General features: G+C 70.6%; 15 protein-coding genes and 7 pseudogenes. 4 read left to right on the forward strand and 18 right to left on the reverse strand.

Features of this window, described 5'->3' with window-relative positions; all coding sequences use genetic code 11:
• Nucleotides 1-140 precede the first annotated feature (140 nt).
• The 4 genes and pseudogenes from RIM90_RS25100 to RIM90_RS25115 all read right to left on the reverse strand — a co-directional run.
• Nucleotides 141-320, reverse strand: a pseudogene (locus RIM90_RS25100) (transposase); the annotation flags it as partial.
• A gap of 122 nt (nt 321-442) precedes the next feature.
• Nucleotides 443-1,048: pseudogene (locus tag RIM90_RS25105) on the reverse strand (NmrA family NAD(P)-binding protein); the annotation flags it as partial.
• 7 nt (nt 1,049-1,055) lie between these two features.
• Nucleotides 1,056-1,400, reverse strand: coding sequence for a hypothetical protein (locus tag RIM90_RS25110; RefSeq protein WP_309063030.1), 345 nt, complete (start codon nt 1,398-1,400; stop codon nt 1,056-1,058).
• A complete protein-coding gene (locus RIM90_RS25115; RefSeq protein ID WP_309063031.1) occupies nt 1,397-1,537 on the reverse strand; it encodes a hypothetical protein in 141 nt (46 codons plus the stop codon). The genes RIM90_RS25110 and RIM90_RS25115 overlap by 4 nt, the downstream gene beginning before the upstream one ends.
• Before the next feature lie 585 nt (nt 1,538-2,122).
• Between RIM90_RS25115 and RIM90_RS25120 the strand changes: the two are divergent.
• The 3 pseudogenes from RIM90_RS25120 to RIM90_RS25130 all read left to right on the forward strand — a co-directional run.
• Nucleotides 2,123-2,472 (forward strand): annotated as a pseudogene (locus tag RIM90_RS25120) (transposase family protein); the annotation flags it as partial.
• Nucleotides 2,473-2,475: 3 nt separating this feature from the next.
• Nucleotides 2,476-2,757 (forward strand): annotated as a pseudogene (locus tag RIM90_RS25125) (transposase); the annotation flags it as partial.
• A 16-nt stretch (nt 2,758-2,773) separates the two neighbouring features.
• Nucleotides 2,774-3,172: pseudogene (locus RIM90_RS25130) on the forward strand (transposase family protein); the annotation flags it as partial.
• A gap of 6 nt (nt 3,173-3,178) precedes the next feature.
• Here RIM90_RS25130 and RIM90_RS25135 read toward each other — a convergent pair.
• The 3 genes from RIM90_RS25135 to RIM90_RS25145 form a co-directional block, all read right to left on the reverse strand.
• A complete protein-coding gene (locus RIM90_RS25135) occupies nt 3,179-3,379 on the reverse strand; it encodes a hypothetical protein (protein ID WP_309063032.1) in 201 nt (66 codons plus the stop codon).
• 1,480 nt (nt 3,380-4,859) lie between these two features.
• Complete coding sequence (locus RIM90_RS25140; protein ID WP_309063033.1) at nt 4,860-5,411, reverse strand: GNAT family protein; 552 nt, start codon at nt 5,409-5,411, stop codon at nt 4,860-4,862.
• 105 nt (nt 5,412-5,516) lie between these two features.
• Nucleotides 5,517-5,933 (reverse strand): hypothetical protein, encoded by a 417-nt coding sequence (locus tag RIM90_RS25145; protein WP_309063044.1) that lies wholly within the window; start codon nt 5,931-5,933, stop codon nt 5,517-5,519.
• A gap of 22 nt (nt 5,934-5,955) precedes the next feature.
• On the opposite strand from RIM90_RS25145, the pseudogene RIM90_RS25150 reads away from it, so the two are divergent.
• Nucleotides 5,956-6,266, forward strand: a pseudogene (locus RIM90_RS25150) (IS5/IS1182 family transposase); the annotation flags it as partial.
• Here the strand turns inward: RIM90_RS25150 and RIM90_RS25155 are convergent.
• The 11 genes and pseudogenes from RIM90_RS25155 to RIM90_RS25210 form a co-directional block, all read right to left on the reverse strand.
• The gene (locus RIM90_RS25155; protein ID WP_309063034.1) at nt 6,258-6,746 is read right to left on the reverse strand and encodes a DUF5959 family protein; all 489 of its coding nucleotides are present in this window, start codon (nt 6,744-6,746) and stop codon (nt 6,258-6,260) included. The pseudogene RIM90_RS25150 and the gene RIM90_RS25155 overlap by 9 nt on opposite strands.
• 598 nt (nt 6,747-7,344) lie before the next feature.
• Nucleotides 7,345-7,794, reverse strand: coding sequence for a VOC family protein (locus tag RIM90_RS25160; protein ID WP_309063035.1), 450 nt, complete (start codon nt 7,792-7,794; stop codon nt 7,345-7,347).
• A 128-nt stretch (nt 7,795-7,922) separates the two neighbouring features.
• On the reverse strand, nt 7,923-8,426 hold the full coding sequence (locus RIM90_RS25165) for a hypothetical protein (protein WP_309063036.1): 504 nt from the start codon (nt 8,424-8,426) through the stop codon (nt 7,923-7,925).
• Between the two features lie 216 nt (nt 8,427-8,642).
• Nucleotides 8,643-9,902 carry an aminotransferase class V-fold PLP-dependent enzyme gene (locus RIM90_RS25175; RefSeq protein ID WP_309063037.1) on the reverse strand — a complete coding sequence of 420 codons (1,260 nt, stop codon included), beginning with the start codon at nt 9,900-9,902 and terminating at the stop codon, nt 8,643-8,645.
• Nucleotides 9,899-10,747, reverse strand: a complete 849-nt coding sequence (locus RIM90_RS25180) for an alpha/beta fold hydrolase (RefSeq protein ID WP_309063038.1) — start codon at nt 10,745-10,747, stop codon at nt 9,899-9,901. Before RIM90_RS25180 ends, RIM90_RS25175 begins: the two co-directional genes overlap by 4 nt.
• Nucleotides 10,737-11,585: a tryptophan 2,3-dioxygenase family protein gene (locus RIM90_RS25185; RefSeq protein WP_309063039.1), complete on the reverse strand. Its 849-nt coding sequence runs from the start codon at nt 11,583-11,585 to the stop codon at nt 10,737-10,739. Before RIM90_RS25185 ends, RIM90_RS25180 begins: the two co-directional genes overlap by 11 nt.
• A gap of 25 nt (nt 11,586-11,610) precedes the next feature.
• Nucleotides 11,611-12,387, reverse strand: a complete 777-nt coding sequence (locus tag RIM90_RS25190) for an SDR family oxidoreductase (RefSeq protein ID WP_309063040.1) — start codon at nt 12,385-12,387, stop codon at nt 11,611-11,613.
• 40 nt (nt 12,388-12,427) lie between these two features.
• Complete coding sequence (locus RIM90_RS25195) at nt 12,428-13,558, reverse strand: 2Fe-2S iron-sulfur cluster-binding protein (protein ID WP_309063041.1); 1,131 nt, start codon at nt 13,556-13,558, stop codon at nt 12,428-12,430.
• A gap of 8 nt (nt 13,559-13,566) precedes the next feature.
• Nucleotides 13,567-14,079 carry a 1,2-phenylacetyl-CoA epoxidase subunit PaaD gene (paaD, locus tag RIM90_RS25200; RefSeq protein ID WP_309063042.1) on the reverse strand — a complete coding sequence of 171 codons (513 nt, stop codon included), beginning with the start codon at nt 14,077-14,079 and terminating at the stop codon, nt 13,567-13,569.
• A complete protein-coding gene (gene paaC, locus RIM90_RS25205; RefSeq protein WP_309063043.1) occupies nt 14,076-14,867 on the reverse strand; it encodes a 1,2-phenylacetyl-CoA epoxidase subunit PaaC in 792 nt (263 codons plus the stop codon). The genes paaD and paaC overlap by 4 nt, the downstream gene beginning before the upstream one ends.
• A gap of 10 nt (nt 14,868-14,877) precedes the next feature.
• Nucleotides 14,878-15,024, reverse strand: a pseudogene (locus RIM90_RS25210) (1,2-phenylacetyl-CoA epoxidase subunit B); the annotation flags it as partial.

Raw genomic sequence — 15,024 nt, forward strand, 5'->3', positions numbered from 1 at the left:
GTGCAGCCACACGCAGTGCGAGATCACCCCGACCGGATACCGGCGCCCCCTGCACGACGGCGCACTGTCCACGGGCGGTCCCCCTCCACCATGACCAACCCGAAGATCATCCCACCCGGACAGCCAATGTGACAGCACCCCTTACCGGGATCGTGGACGACCCGCGGCTTGCGCCACGGCGCCAGAGCTGCCGATATGACCTGGCCAAGACCGGTCTTGCGAGCCGTTTCAACGAGCAGGACCGTCCCGGCCTGGGAGACCACGGCTCGGCCGTCGTCCTGGACGCGGACACGGGGATAGGACCCGATAGAGTGCTTCACCTGGGAAGTGCCTCCGACGGCGGCAGGAACAGGGACCTCGACAACCCTCATTCTTGCTGGTCAGAGGCACTTTCTGCTTTCCTGACCGCCTGCCGGACAGTCCGCTTCATGAAAGCGCGAGGCTAGCCGGACACGGGTGTCAGCTGCTCATCCGCCCACTCGGCGAAGGTGGTGACCGGGATGCCCAGCTCCCGGGCAAACTCGGGCCGGGCGGGCTGGAGGACCGCGTTGTTCCACTCGTGTCCGGTTCCCCACGTCGGCATGCCCGCGTCGAGGGCCTCTTCCAGGCTCATGGAGGGTGCGGTCACGGGCACGCCCCAGGCGGCGGACAAGGTCTGCGCGATCTGTTCCATCGTGCGCAGGTCACCGGCCAGTTCCAGTTCCACCTGGTGGAACCGGTCAGGGTCTCGAAGGGCGTGCGCCGCAGCCGTGCCGATGTCCCGCACGGCCACCAGGGCCAGTTCGGTCTCCGGCTTCAGTACCGTCAGCAGTCCGCCGCGCGGCCCCTTGGGCGCCGGCAGGGGCAGGTTCTCCATGAAGAAGGCGGGCTTGATCACCGTCCAGCGGGCAAAGCCCGCACCCCGCACCGCCTCCATGATCGCCTGCTTGGTGTGGAAGTAGTCCGCCATCGCCGCCCAGCGGCCCTCGGCCCAGCCGACGACCCGGGTGTGCTCACCGACTCCACTGGTCGAGGACTGCACGAACTGCCGTACTCCCTCAGCCTTCGCCGGGACTTCACGACGGCCCGGGCACGGCCCGCACGAAAGCCGCCCAGGCGGCCGGTGTCCGCCTCGAAGCCCATGGCCTGGACGTACCGGCGAGCTCGGGCGCGGCCGCAGCCAGAATGGCCTTCCAGTGTGCGAGGACGCTGCCGCCGACAACCGGGGCGACCATGCCGCGCTCGGTCATCATCATGCCGATCACCGCGCCGAGCCCGAGCGGCTCGTGGCCGTCGCGGCGTACGACCGTGCCGGTGCCCCGCTTCGGCTTCTTCGTCTGGGGAGCGTCGTTCTTCGCCGCCTCGCGGGCCGCAGCCAGGGCCTGGCGCGCGAGGTCGACCCCGTTCAGTTCGGTGCTCACGCCATTACCGCTCCGGCCGTACCACCGACGAGGCCAGTGAGCCGGTTCGTCCATGGTGCGGCCGCGGGCGTCTGGGTGGGGGCGGCGGCCTGCTCGCACAGCTGCCCCAGCCGCGCCGCCAGCAGATACTCGGCCACGCGCTCCTCGGATACGGGGCCAACAAACTGATCACGAGCTAAGGAGACAGCACCATGACCTTTGCCGCGGGTGGCGCGAGTAGTGGCAGCGCGGTGATCAGCGCCATCTTGGGCATCGTGTTCATCGCAGCGGTCCTGATCGTGGTGATGAGGAAGAACCGCAAACGCTGATGCAACCGTCCCGATCAGTCATGCAGGAAGAATGTCGAACGACGTTCTCCCTGCATGGTTTACGCCGATCCCCGATTCACAACGCCGCGAAGGCTTTCGCTGCATGGGGGGAGGCCGATGAGCCGAATCCGAGGACTCTTTCCAACCTGACCGTTGATGCTACCGAACGCGCCGGACGGGGCGTCCATGACGCTACGGCCAGCCGAGAATCTGCTCCTCAGGAGCCCGGCACAGACGGAAGCACTCGGCTGCCAGCAGGTTGCTGACCAGCATAGACACCAGGTTGGAAAAGGCTCAGTGAGCTTCTTCGAGGTGGCCACCGATCGGGTGACAGTCTGCGAGCCGCAGCGAGCGAGGCCCCCGGGCTGTTGATCGAGATGTCTGACGTCTCAATCACGTTGCTCGGGGGCCTCGTTGGTCATCCATCCTGCCGCACTCGACCTGCCGCATGCGCTCGTCGAGTGGGTCACCATGCTCATCGCCCCCGTGAGGGCGACCAGCGCTGCAAGCTCCGCCCCTCTCAGCGGGCCCTGGTCGCGTTGGTGCACCTGCGCGAACACACCACCCTCGCGAAGATCGCTGCCGGGTTCGGGATCAGCGAGTCCACCGCCCACGCCTACACCAGCGCGGTCGTCGACCTGCTCGCCGACCGTGCACCGGGCCTGCTGAAGACGCTACGCGAGCATGATCATGACTTCGTCCTCCTCGACGGGACTCTCGCCGAGTGCGACCGGGTCGGCGACGGCCGGGCCGACTACTCCCACTGTGTCGAGAAGTCTTCCGGGAAGAGCCGGCGCCGTCGGCTCAACCGCGGCGGGGACAGGCAGGCCAACGCCGCGCTGCACCGCATCGTGGTCACCCGCATGCGACAAGACGAACGCACCCGCCTCTACCTGGAGCGACGCACCGCCGAGGGAAAGGGAAAACGCGAGGTCATGCGCTGCCTGAAACGCTACGCAGCCCGCGAGGTGTACTGCCTGATCCGCGCCGACATGATCATGCGCCGCCAGCAGCCCGATGCTTCAGCGAACCTGCTGACCGCAGCTTGACGAACATAGGGGCATCAAACACCGACGCCACGGCGTGAACATGCAGGTGGTCACCGATCCGGACGGCCGGCTGCTGTGGATCTCGCCCGCCCTGCCGGGCCGCACCCACGACCTGACCGCCGCCCGCACCCACCGGATCATCCGCATCTGCGAGCGGCAGCGTGTTCCCATCGTCGCCGATCTCGCCTACCAGGGCGGCGGCCCTTGGCTGACCACGGGCATCAAACGCAGGCCCCTGCAGGAACTCAGCCTCACCGAGAAGACCCGCAACCGTGCCCTGGCCGCGACACGGACATCCGTCGAACGCGGCGTCGCCCGCCTGAAGTCCTGGCGGATCTTCCGCAGATCCCGATGCAGTCCAAACCGCATGACGTCAACCGCCAAGGCCGTTCCCACCCTGGAGTTGCAACGCTGAAGAAGCTCACTGGTGGATGTGCACGGTGACCTGACTGCCGCCGAGCATGGCGGCGCCGGTGACCCCGATGGCTGCTGCAGCTTCGCCATTACCGACCAGAGCCAAGATGACTGCGCTGATGACGGCGAGCAGGCCAATCAGGGCCGTCAGCCAACTGATGATACGTAACCCGCCAGAAGGCTCGGGGGTACGGTTGGTAGACGTCATGGGTTCCTCTCCTCCCATGGAACTGGTAGCCCAACGACGGGCTAAGGGGGACTCGGCAAGGTCAGCCGCCAAGCAAGAGCCTCGCGCGGGTCTTCCCTTCGCTCCACCGAAGAGCTTTACGGCACTTCAAGGCTATGGATCCGGACGTGGAGTCCTTCGTGATTCACTTCGTGGTCACAGGTGTTTACGCCGGAGGTCGTCGTCGATGCCGTCGGCAGCAGGCCCCGGCAAGGCCGTCTGCCCAGGTCAGAACCACCCGCGGCGCAACGGGACCTCAATCCGACTGACCTGGGTCAGCCCCAGATTGCCGCCACAGGCTGAAGTCATAGATCCAAGTGACGCTCATGACCTCAACAAACCCAAGATGCAGGCAACGCCCGGTGAGTACCCCCAGATTGCCCGCGGCCAAGGCACCCGGCGGCGCACAAACCATGGTGGGCGCCACGATCAAGAATTGCAGGCGCGCCCCGTCGCACGGTTACGTCTCCAGGATCTGTGAGGCGGGCACCTGCACGAACGGCCATCTCGCAAGGCACGGCGGCAGGGCGGGAAGGACATGCCGTCGGTCACGACCTCGACCACAGAATGAATCCGGGTCCAACCGCCCTTCCAGCATGCCGGGACCCAAGGCCGGCTCTCTGCGCCCGCGCTCGCGATTGTCATGGGCCCAACCGGTAAGGCCTCACGCGGTCGGCTACAGCACACCGGTACGTCGGGCCGGAACGGTCACCCCCTGATACGCCCAGCGCGCCCGGCAGCCGGCAAGTCGCCACTGTTGGCCTTGTCGCCGACGTCGGCGTGCGACACGAGGACGCGTTGGCGTACGTGCCGATGCCGCCGTTACACAGCAGGGCCACCGGCGCCTTAATGGATTCACGACATGAATTTGGCCAGTCTGTCGAATGGGCGCAACTCTTTTGTACACATGCGGCGCACGACACACCTCCTCTGATCAGTGCTTCGCTTGTGGCATGAACCCAGAGGACATGAGCCGCCCAGCACTCGAACTACGTTTTGGCGGTTTGCACTTGACCGTTGAACGCGTCCCCAGATGGCTGGTGGCAGCTCTCGCCACGGCCACGGGAAGCGGGCTCGTAGCGTGGCTCACGACCCGGTGATGGTTCTTGCTGAACTGCCGGTGCCGGGGGGAAGAACACCAGCAAAGGACAAGGAAGAGCTTGACTCCCTGGACCTCGCCGAGAACACAGCCGATGTTCCGGGCCCTGGCGGTCACGGGCCGACTCGCGAACCGGAGACGCGCCACTCGGCGCGGTGAGCCGCATGAAGGGCGGCGCGGTCAACGAATGCGTGCAGCTCCTCGCCGGCCGGGCCGGCATCCTCTACATCGGCGGGCAGAAGATACGGGAGCATAGTCTGCGGCCGGCCCCACCTCGGCCCGCAGGACGACCCGCTGTCCAAGGTGCCGCTCGGCGGCTTCGGCGGCACCGCCTGACGCGGAGACCGCCCGCTGCGCAGCCGCTCAGCGGGCGGCGTCCCACTCCCGATCGAGGATGGCGTGCACCACGGAGTCACGCCACTTCCCGGCCTTCAGCACGTGCTCACGGATCGTTCCCTCTTCGACCATGCCCGCGGCCTCCATGGTCCGGGCAGAGGCCGTGTTAAGGGGTGACCGCGCGCCCCAGACACGGTGAAGGTTCAAGCCGTCGAACGCGGCATCGAGTAGCAACTTCACCGTCTCCAGGCCGTATCCCACACCCCAGGAAGCGGGGCGCAGCGCGAAGCCCATCGTGGCTCCGCGTTGCTGGTGGGGGTCGATGGCCAGACGACCGAACCCGATCAGTTCAGCCGTCTCCCGCTCGATGACCGCGAGGGCGTACTCAGTCCGGGGCGTTGCGGTGGCTGCGGCGATGGACCGCGCCACAATCTGCTCGACTTGATCGCGGGTGCGTGGAACGAAGCTCAGGTGCTCCGTCGCTTTGGCGCTGCCGTAGATGGCGAGCAATGCGTCCACGTCGTCCGAAACGAGTTCCCGCAGTTCAAAACGCGCACTGGAGCGTTCTACGGGGTACATGCCCCGGACTTTACCCGTGGGACAGAGCGGGCCGGCTGGCCGGGAACGCCTCGATCTCCGCGCACAGATCCCGCGCGATGACGGCCTCCCGCGCGGGGCTGCTCATCAACGCGTGCCGGACGCGTATCGCCGACATGACGATGCCGTTGTTGCGGTGTCAGGCAGGTCGAGCACCGGCCGGACGGCTGCGGCAGCACCGTCCAGGTCCCCGCCGAAGAGCCGGATGAGCGCCAGGTCGCACCGGGCCCCTGCGAGATCTCCGAACGCCCAGTTCGGGGCGCTGGGGTCGCTGAACCCCTGCACGGCCTGCTCCGCCTGCTCGGCAAGCTGTGCACCGCCGTGACCAAGAAGGGTTTCGGCTTCCACTGTGTAATAGAGCTGCTTCTCCGGTGCGTAGGTGAACAACCCGCCGAGGGCATCCAGGTCGTCGTGGTCGTGGACGACGTGCTCCCGTCGGTCGGCGGCCTGCTGGTTGGCGGCGCGCACCGTCTCCTCGTCGCCGAGCGCGACGGCGGCACGCACCTGGAGACCGAGAAGCCACAAGCCAACGGTGCGGGGCAAGCGCGGCCGGCCCCGGCGCCGCCCCGACGCACTGCTCGGCGACCGCGGCTATGACCACGACAAGTACCGCCGCCTCGTCTGGACCTTTGGCGTGAAGCCGCTGATCGCCTGGCGCGGCACTGACCACGGTTCCGGACTCGGTACTCAACGCTGGGTCGTGAGCGCGCGTTTGCCCACCTGCACTGGTTCCGCCGCCTGCGGATCCGCTGGGAGATACGCGACGACATCCATGAAGCCTTCCTGACCCTCGGTTGCGCGCTCATCTGCTGGCGGCGGCTTGTCGCCCTACCCTGACAGCATCGGAACCCAGTGATCCATCACCTGGCGCAGACGCTGGCGGTGGTCGGCAATCCAATCGTCCGGCGGGACGAGAGGGACTCGCACGGTGACCATGGACCCGTTCTCGTCCTCCACGACCACCTCCGGGCAGTCACGCTCGCCGATGAGTTGGATGAAAATGGACGGCCCGCTACTCATTTCCATCCAAGCCACGTCTTCGCCGGCGTCGAGCCGGTCCAGCGCGCCAGCCCAGCTCTCCAGCCTCGTGACATACAACGCCAAGTCGATACGTCCGGACACGAAGGGCGTCTTGACGACGATCTCCGCGTCGAGCCCGGCGGTCCACCTGGGACTACCTCCCAGGACGTTGACCGAGACGCTGTTGCCTTCGTCATCAGCGAGGGAGATGAGTTCCCTCGGGGGACTGTCGCCCATGGCTGCCCTTTCATCGGCAAGTACTGAGCGATCCTCGCCCGCCCTGACGGCATCCTTCATCTCACTTTGTTAGGAGTTTTTAGTCCCGCACAAGCCGGCCCCGGGCCGGCCCGCCTCAGCCCACCGCCATCCGCAGCGCGTCGCCTTGTCCAGCGCGGCACGGCAGGTGTCCGCGTCTGCGGCCAGGGCGATCGCGTAGGCGGCCCGGCCGTCCATCAGTCCGCCGGCGGAGGCGACTTGACCTGTCCCGCCGCTGCCAGCGGGCCATAGCGCACCACCTGCTCCGCCAGCCTCGACCTCTCGAAGCGGACATCCGCGATGAGGGAGTCGTCCATGGGCGGGTAGTAGAAGCGGATGGCGGCGACCCGTCGGAGTCCGGTGGGTCGTTCGCAGCCTCGGCGGCCTGCCGCACGCGACGCCGGCGGCGAGCGCGAGGTCCGGGCCACCGCCCATGAGGTTCAGCAGGGGGATCATGCCCCCTCTGACCCGGGCGTTGACCTCGATGGTCAGTGTCTCGCCGGACCACAGCGGGTCCCCCGGGTCGTCCGTGAACTCGACGGCCCCCACCAGGTCGGCGGGAGAGCCCCGGCGGCGGTCCCTCCTGCCGACCTCCGCGAGGACCCGCCCGTCGGCGTCTTGACATCCTGATCCTGCCGGGCTACGCCTCTCGCTCGACGACGAAGATGCAGAACGGGTGGCCTTGGGGGTCCCGGTAGACACGGAAGCGCTCCTCGTCGTCGGGATCCGGCCGGTCCCTGTTGCTGAGGAGACGGCCGCCGAGGGCGAGCACGCGCTCGTGCTGGTTCAGCAACTCCTCCAGCGAGGCGACGCTCAAGTCGAGGTGCATCTGCTGAGGCACCGGGCCGTCGGGCCAGTCCGGCTCCCGCAGGCGCTCCACCTGCTGGAAGGCAAGCTGCCGTCCGCCGCCGGGATCGCGCAGGACGAGCCAGTCCCTGCCGTGCTCGTCCGGCGCGCCGGGCGGAGGCGGCTCGTCTCCTTCCGCGTATTCGAGGCCCAGCAGGGACCGATAGAACTCGGCGAGTGTGCGGGCGTCGGTGCTGTCGAGCACGGTCTGCACCAGCCGGATACGGCTTGTGTCAACGGTCATGGACCCCATGTGCCCGGTCCGGCCGCCCTCGAACGACTCGGCCGGGTAACGCCTGCCGCCGAACGACGCACACGCGTGCGCGCCAGCGCCGCCCGGAACGAACCGAGTACGGCTTTGCGTTCCGTTCCTCAGCGGTACATCTCAGCGGACTTCCGCGGATCGTCGGCCAACATACGGACGGTCAGCCGCCGGACCTGCTCCTCCACTGACTGCTCGGGAGTGACGAACGACTCGTACCGGTACGACTCTGTACACTCGCCGTGCTCCCGGACCTGATGGACGTGGACATCCACGCCGGGAGGGCCGGTGATCTCCTCAGGGAGACCGGGCTCCTCGCGTCGCGGCGAGACACTCGTCAGAACGCAGACCCAGCGCTCGAACCAGCCGCTGTCCGCAAGCGCCTGCTCGAGAAGCCGAGCCATGGTGTCCACCGGTTCTTCCCAGCTACGGTCCGCAGATGCCCTCGCGAGCTCAGCCTCGTACTGGGCACTGTCGAACCGGAAGTCCGGCGGCACGGCTGTGAGGTCGCTGGGGTGTCCCCAGGACTCCCACATCACCTGATCGCCTTCACGACGGATGGTCACATACAGGGCGCCGCAACAGCCGGCCGTGCAAGCGGGCTCGGTGATCATGATCCTGCGGGGCTCCTCCGCAACCGCCAACGGCCGGCTCTCGGCCGGGCCCCTCCGGTATCGACAGCTGCGCGCGAGCCCTTCGCAGGCCGCAGGCGTGGCGCGCGGTGACCTCGACTGGGCCGACCTGTTCGCGCTGGTGGCCATGCTGGCCTGGCTCGGCGACCGACCCTCGAGGGCGGCGGCTGAGGGAGGACTCGCCCGGCTGCGTGCCGATCAGGTCACCGGACCCCCTGTGAGCGGTGCGGGATCGTAGGCGGCCTCCACGGTGAGGTCGTGCAGCCGCGAAACGGCGGTGAGCAGGTCCCCGTGGCTGGTGAAGAGGGCGTTGACGCCGAAGCGGAGCAGGTCGGGCGCGCGCATGTCGGCCACGACACCGCGCCCGGCCAGGGCGACGGCCAGTCCGTGGGCGTGGGGGTGGCGCAGGGTGACCTGACTGCCGCGGCGGCCGGGGTCGGACGGGGTGACGGAGGTGAAGCCCAGGGGTGCCAGGAGTGCGTCCGCGCAGCGCAGGAGGAAGCCCGTCAGGGACAGGCTCTTGGCGCGCACCTGGTGCAGGTCGACGCCGTCGAAGGCGGTGAGGGCCGCTTCGAGGGCGAGCAGGGACAGGACCGGCGGGGTGCCGATGCGGGCGCGGGCGATGCCGGGCGCGGGCGTGTAGTCCCGCGCCAGGGCGAACGGGTCGGCGTGGCCGGTCCAGCCGGGCAGTGGCGTCTCCAGCGCGGCGTGGTGGCGCTGTGCCACGTAGAGGAAGGCGGGGGCGCCCGGGCCGCCGGAGAGGAACTTGTAGCCGCAGCCGACCGCCAGGTCCACGCCGAGGGCGTCGACCTCCAGGGGCAGGGCGCCGGCGGCGTGGCACAGATCCCACAGCGCGAGGGCGCCGGCGTCGTGGGCGGCCCGGGTCAGCGCCCGCATGTCGTACAGCTCCCCGGTGCGGAAGTCGACGGGCGAGTAGCTGACGACGGCGACCCGAGGGCCCTCGGTGGCGAGGAAGTGCGGGAGGTCCAACGGCGGCACGTGCCGTACCTGAAGGCCGCGGCGGCGGGCTACCGCGTCGGCGAGGTAGCGGTCGGTGGGGAAGTGCCCGGGGTCGGTCACCAGCAGCGGGCGGTCCGGGCGGAGCGCGGCGGCGGCGTCGAGCGCGGTGAACAACTGCACGCTGGTGGAGTCGCCCGCGACCGTCTGCCCCGGCGCGGCCCCGACGAGTGTGCCGATGGCGTCGCCGACGCGCAGCGGCGCCTGCCACCAGCCGGCCGCGTTCCAGGAGCCGATGAGTCCGGTGCCCCACTGGCGTCGTACGACGTCGTCCAGGGCCGCCGGCACGGCGGCGGGCAGCGGGCCCAGGGAGTTGCCGTCGAGGTAGACGACGTCCGGCGGGAGCAGGAAGCGTTCGCGGACGGGGGCCAGGGGGTCGTCGGCGTCGAGCCGTGCTGCCTGCTCGCGCAGGGCGTCGGCTGCGGAGAGTGCGGTGGTCATCGGTGTGCGGCCTCCTCGCCCGCGCGGCCGGCGTCCGCCGGGGTGAAGGCGGCCGCCATGTCCCGGAGGGTGTCGGCGACCGCGTGGGCGCCGGGTGCTCCGGGTTCGATGAGGGTGTAGTGGCCGGTGCCGGGCAGGACGACCGTCCTGAGGTCCCGGTGCACGGCCGCGTAGTCGCTGAACTGGGTGAGCGGGACCTCCTCGTCGGCGGCGCCGTGCAGCAGCACGGTGGGGACACCGGTGGTGCCGGCGTCACGCAGCAGCGTGAGGGGGTCGACCTCGGCCAGCCGTTCGGCGAAGTGCTCCTGCCCGCCGAGGAGTTGGAGGGCCGCGTCGTTGCTGAGGCGGTCGCGGCGGGTGGCGGTGAGGTCGGTGATCGGCGCGAGGGCGAGCACGCTCGTCGGCAGGGTGCGGGTGTGCCAGCGGGAGCCGGGCGGCAGCAGGCCGCGGGCGGCGCACCACAGGGCCAGGTGCCCGCCGGAGCAGTGGCCCGCCAGGACGTAGGGCCGCCCCTCGGGCAGCGTGTCCACGATGCGGGCGATGTCGTCGAAGGTCTCGGGATAGCCGCCCGCACCGCCGGACCGGCGGAAGCCCGGGAGCAGCACGCTGAAGCCCTGCGCGGAGAGCCAGGCCGCGAAGGGGGTCAGGTGCATCCGGTCGTAGCGCCAGTAGCCGCCGTGCAGCAGGATCACCAGCGGGGCGTCGGGGTCCTCGGACGGCCAGGCGTCGTAGGACTGGTGGGGGTGGTCCCCGTAGCGGCCGTGCACCGGTGCCAGGACCGGCTTCAGGCTCAGGACCCGCTGCTCCTCCTCGGCCGCGAAGGCGGAGATCGTCCTAGACGTCACCGCGCACCTCCCACAGTTCGGGGAAGACCGGCCGGGCCGCGCGCTGTTCCAGCCAGGCCAGCCCGGCGGACCCGGCGCTGCCCGGCTTGGCTCCCATGGCCCGGCGGACCACCAGGACGTGGTCGAAGCGCCAGCGGGTGACGAGTTCGGCGATGTCGGTGAGCAGTTCGCCGAGTGCGAGGTGGGGGTGGTGCTGCGGCCCGGCGTAGACGTGCCGCCAGGCCTCCGCCACGCCGGGGTCGCTGTCGTAGGGGCTGGTCACGTCCCGTTCGCGGACGTGGCGCGGGACGGGCAGGCCCTGGCGGTGGAGGTAGGCCAGCACCTCGTCGTACAGGGACGGTTCGCGGTAGGTCTCGGCGAGCGCCTCGTGGACGGCAGGGTCGCCGCGGTGGGCGCGCAGCAGTCCGGTGGACTTGTCACCGAGGAGGAACTCCATGTGCCGGTACATCGCCGACTGGAAGCCCGACGCCCGGCCGAACGCGGCCCGGAAGCCGTTGAACTGGGCGGGGGTCAGGGCGGCGATGGGAGCCCAGGCGCCGCCCAGGGCGGTCAGCGCGCGGCGGCTGCGCACCAGCGCGTCCATGGCGGCGGGCAGGTCGTCCTTGGCGAAGGCGACCTTGGCCGTGCGCCACTCGTGCACGATGAGGGTGAACCACAGTTCCATCACCTGGGTGGTGACGAGGAAGCCCATCTCGTCCGGGGCCTCGGTGAGCGGGTGCTGCAGTGTGTTGAGGACGGACGCGTGCACGTACGTGTCGTAGGGGCTGGCGCCCTCGAAGGGGCGGGTCAGGGTGTCGTCCGTGGCCGGCCCGTCGAGGGTGGTCGTGCGGTCGTTCATCACTTCTCCTAGAGGTGCGGACGGGTCACACACCGAGGTGGGCGCCGCCGGAGGCGTCGATCCACTGGCCGGTCACCCAGCGGGCGTCGTCGCTCGCCACGAAGGAGACGACGTCCGCGATGTCCACCGGGTCGCCGAGCCGGCCGAACGTGGAGGCCTCGGAGTAGCGGCGGCGGATCTCCGGGACGGCGAGGGTGGGGTTGATCTCCGTCTCGGTGTAGCCGGGCGCGACGGCGTTGACGGTGATGCGCCGGGGGCCGAGCTCCTGGGCCAGGGAGAGGGTGAGGTAGTCGAGGGCGGCCTTGGTCATGGTGTAGGAGACGATCGGCGGGAAGGCGATACGGGTCGCGACGGACGAGATGTTGATGATCCTGCCGCCGTCCCGGAGGCGGTCCAGTCCGCGCTGGATGATGAAGAACGGCGCCTTGGTGTTGATGGCGAAGACGCGGTCGTAGTCGGCTTCGGTCACCTGGGCGATGGGGCGGGGGACGGTGATGCCCGCGTTGTTGACGAGGATGTCCAGGCCTGCCGGGGCGTCCTGTTCCGCCAGGGCCTGGTCGAAGGCGGCCCACAGGGTGTCGGCGTCGCCGGGGACGCCGAGTTCGGCGTGTACGGGGAAGGCGCGGCCGCCGTCGGCCTGGATCTCCTTGACGGTCCGCTCGGCGGCCGTCAGGTCGTGGCCGTAGTGGACCGCCACGAGGGCGCCCTCGCGGGCGAGGCGGTGGCTGATGGCTCGGCCGATGCCGCGGCTGCCTCCGGTGACCAGAGCGGTCTTTCCTGCGTGGCGGTCGGTGGCGGTCATCGTGGGTCTCCTTCGCTGAAGGGGGGCGTGGCGGGCAGGGTCAGGCGTCGAAGTCGAGGACGAGCTCGGGGGTGCGGGGCCTGGCGCGGCAGACGAGCGTGTAGCCGGCGGCGCGGTCCCGTTCGTCCAGGGCGTGCTCACGGTCCGCCGTCACCTGCCCGGACAGGACCTTCGCGCGGCAACTGCCGCAGACGCCCTCACGGCAGGCGTACGGCACGTCGGGGTGGCTGCGCAGCAGTGCGTCGAGCAGGGCCGGGTCGTCCGGCAGCACGGTGGCGGCCCGGCGGCGCCCGTCGAGCAGGGCGGTGATCCGGTACTCCCCCGCCCCCGGTGCCCGCCCGGTCGGCTCCGGCGGCGTCGGTTCCGTGCCGTCAGCCGTGAACAGCTCCCAGCGGACGAGCGACGGGTCGGCTCCCGAGTCGGCCAGGACGCGCCGTGCGGTGGCGACGAGACCGGGCGGTCCGCACAGGGCGAACGTGGTGTCCGGGCCCGGGCGGGCGTCCACGGCCGCCAGCAGCCGGCGCACCCCGGACGCGTCCAGCCGCCGGGCGAGCGGGCCGCTCCCGCTGCCCCGGTCCTCCCGGGTCAGCACGTACAGGACGGTGAAGCGGTCGACGAACTCGTCCTTGACCTCGGCCAGTTCGTCGGCCAGCACGGCGTCGGCGGAGGTGCGGACCGAGTGCACGAGGCTGACGTGGCAGGCCGGGTCCCGGCGCAGGGCGTGGACGGCCATCGGGGCCAGGGGGGTGATGCCGGTGCCGCCCGCGAGGAGGACGTGGTGGGCGCCCGGCAGCTCCGGCAGGGCGAAGGTGCCGGTGGGCGGCGAGAGTTCGAGCCGCGCGCCCGGTGCGAGGCGGGTGGTGGCGTGGTCGCCGAAGCCGCCGGGGCCGGACCTCTTGATCACCAGGCGGAGCGCCTCGGGTGTGTGCGGTGGCGGGCAGATCGAGTAGCTGCGGCGCAGTTCGGTGTCGGCCCGGCGGTGACGTACGACGACGTGCTGGCCCGGGTGGTGGGCGAAGACGTCGCGCAGTTCTGTGGGCACGTGAAGGGTGACGGCGACCGTGTCGGCGGTCAGGTGCCGGACCTCCGTGACGTCGAGTGTGTGCCGGCCGGTGCGGCGGCGCGGACCGGCCGGCGCCTGGTCGCGCAGGGCGGGCGGGGTGGTGTTCACGGTGGGCCTCACAGCGCGGTCAGGTGGGGGAAGGGCTCGCGGCACGCCGTGCACCACAGCACCGACTGGCAGCGGGACGGCCCGAAGGCGCTGTGCGGCCGGGTGGCCGTCGAGCCGCAGTGCGGGCAGGGCACCGCGCGCAGTGCGACGGGGACCGGGCCGTCGGGCGCCGGGGAGGCGGGTGGGGCGATGCCGTGCGCGGCGAGTGCGCGGCGCCCTTCGGGGGTGATGCGGTCCGTCGTCCAGGCGGGGGTGAGGACGTGCCGGACGCGGCCGTCGGGGTGACCGCAGGCGGTCAGGACCTCCCGCACCGCCGCGGTGATCTCGGGCAGCGCGGGGCAGCCCAGGTAGGTGGGAGTGATCTCCACTTCCAGCACGTCGTCGGCGCCGGGGGCGACGGAGTGCACCACGCCGAGGTCGCCGAGGCCGATCACCGGCAGTTCGGGGTCCGGCAGCGCGGCCACCCGCTCGCGCACCTCCTCGGCGGAGAGGCGGGCCGTGACCGGTGCGGGCCCGCTCACCAGGTGCCTCCGGGGAACTGGCGCCGCACGGACTGCAGTTCCGCGATCAGCGGGCCGAACTCCTCGGTGTGCAGGCCCGAGCGGCCGCCGGTGGCCGACCAGGTGGGAGCGGGCACGGCGAGTCCCGCCTCGGTGACGACCTCGGTGACCCGGTCGAGCCAGGTGTCGCGCAGTGCTGCCGATGAGGGCACGGTGCCGGACGCGGCCAGGCGGCGCGCGACGTCGTCCTCCTCGAAGAGTTCGCCGGTGTAGGGCCACACCCGCTCCAGGGCCTGTTGCATGCGGCGGGTGCTCTCCGGGGTGCCGCGTCCCAGCGTCACCGTCCAGCGGTCGGCATGCAGCCGGTGGAAGGCGACCTCCTTGGCGGCCCGGACGCCGAACGCGGCGAGTTCGGGGTCGGCGCTGTGCGCCAGGGCCTCGTAGTGGAGGACGGCGTAGTGGGTGTAGGCGAGTTGCCGGGCCACGGTCACGGCGAAGTCCCCGTTGGGGAGTTCGGTCAGCAGGGCGTTGGTGAACTCGCGCTCCGAGCGGGTGTAGACGAGGTCGTCCTCGCTGCGGCCGGTTCCGTCGAGGCGGCCGGCGCGGGAGAGGAGTGTGCGGGCGTGGCCGATGAGGTCGAGGGCGATGTTGGACAGGGCCAGGTCCTCGTCGATGGTCGGCGCGCGGGTGATCCACTGGCACAGCCGCTGGCCGAGGACGAGGGCGTCGTCGCCGAGGCGCGTCAGGTGCCGGGCCAGGTCGGGATCGGCGGCGGACGGCGGCTCGCTCGGCGGGGGGCCGGGACGCACCGCCGTGACGTCACTCGTGGTGCTCACCTGCGGGGCCTTTCTCGGTCAGCGGCGCGTAGTGCTCGGGGTAGCGGTACGGCTTGTGGCGGGCGCCCGCGAAGTACGGGTCGCGTTCGTCCGGGGAGGCCGTGTGCACGGCGTCGGAGCGGACCACCCA

The organism is Streptomyces sp., assembly GCF_031181555.1.
In the GTDB taxonomy this organism is placed as follows: Bacteria; Actinomycetota; Actinomycetes; order Streptomycetales; family Streptomycetaceae; genus Streptomyces; species Streptomyces fimbriatus.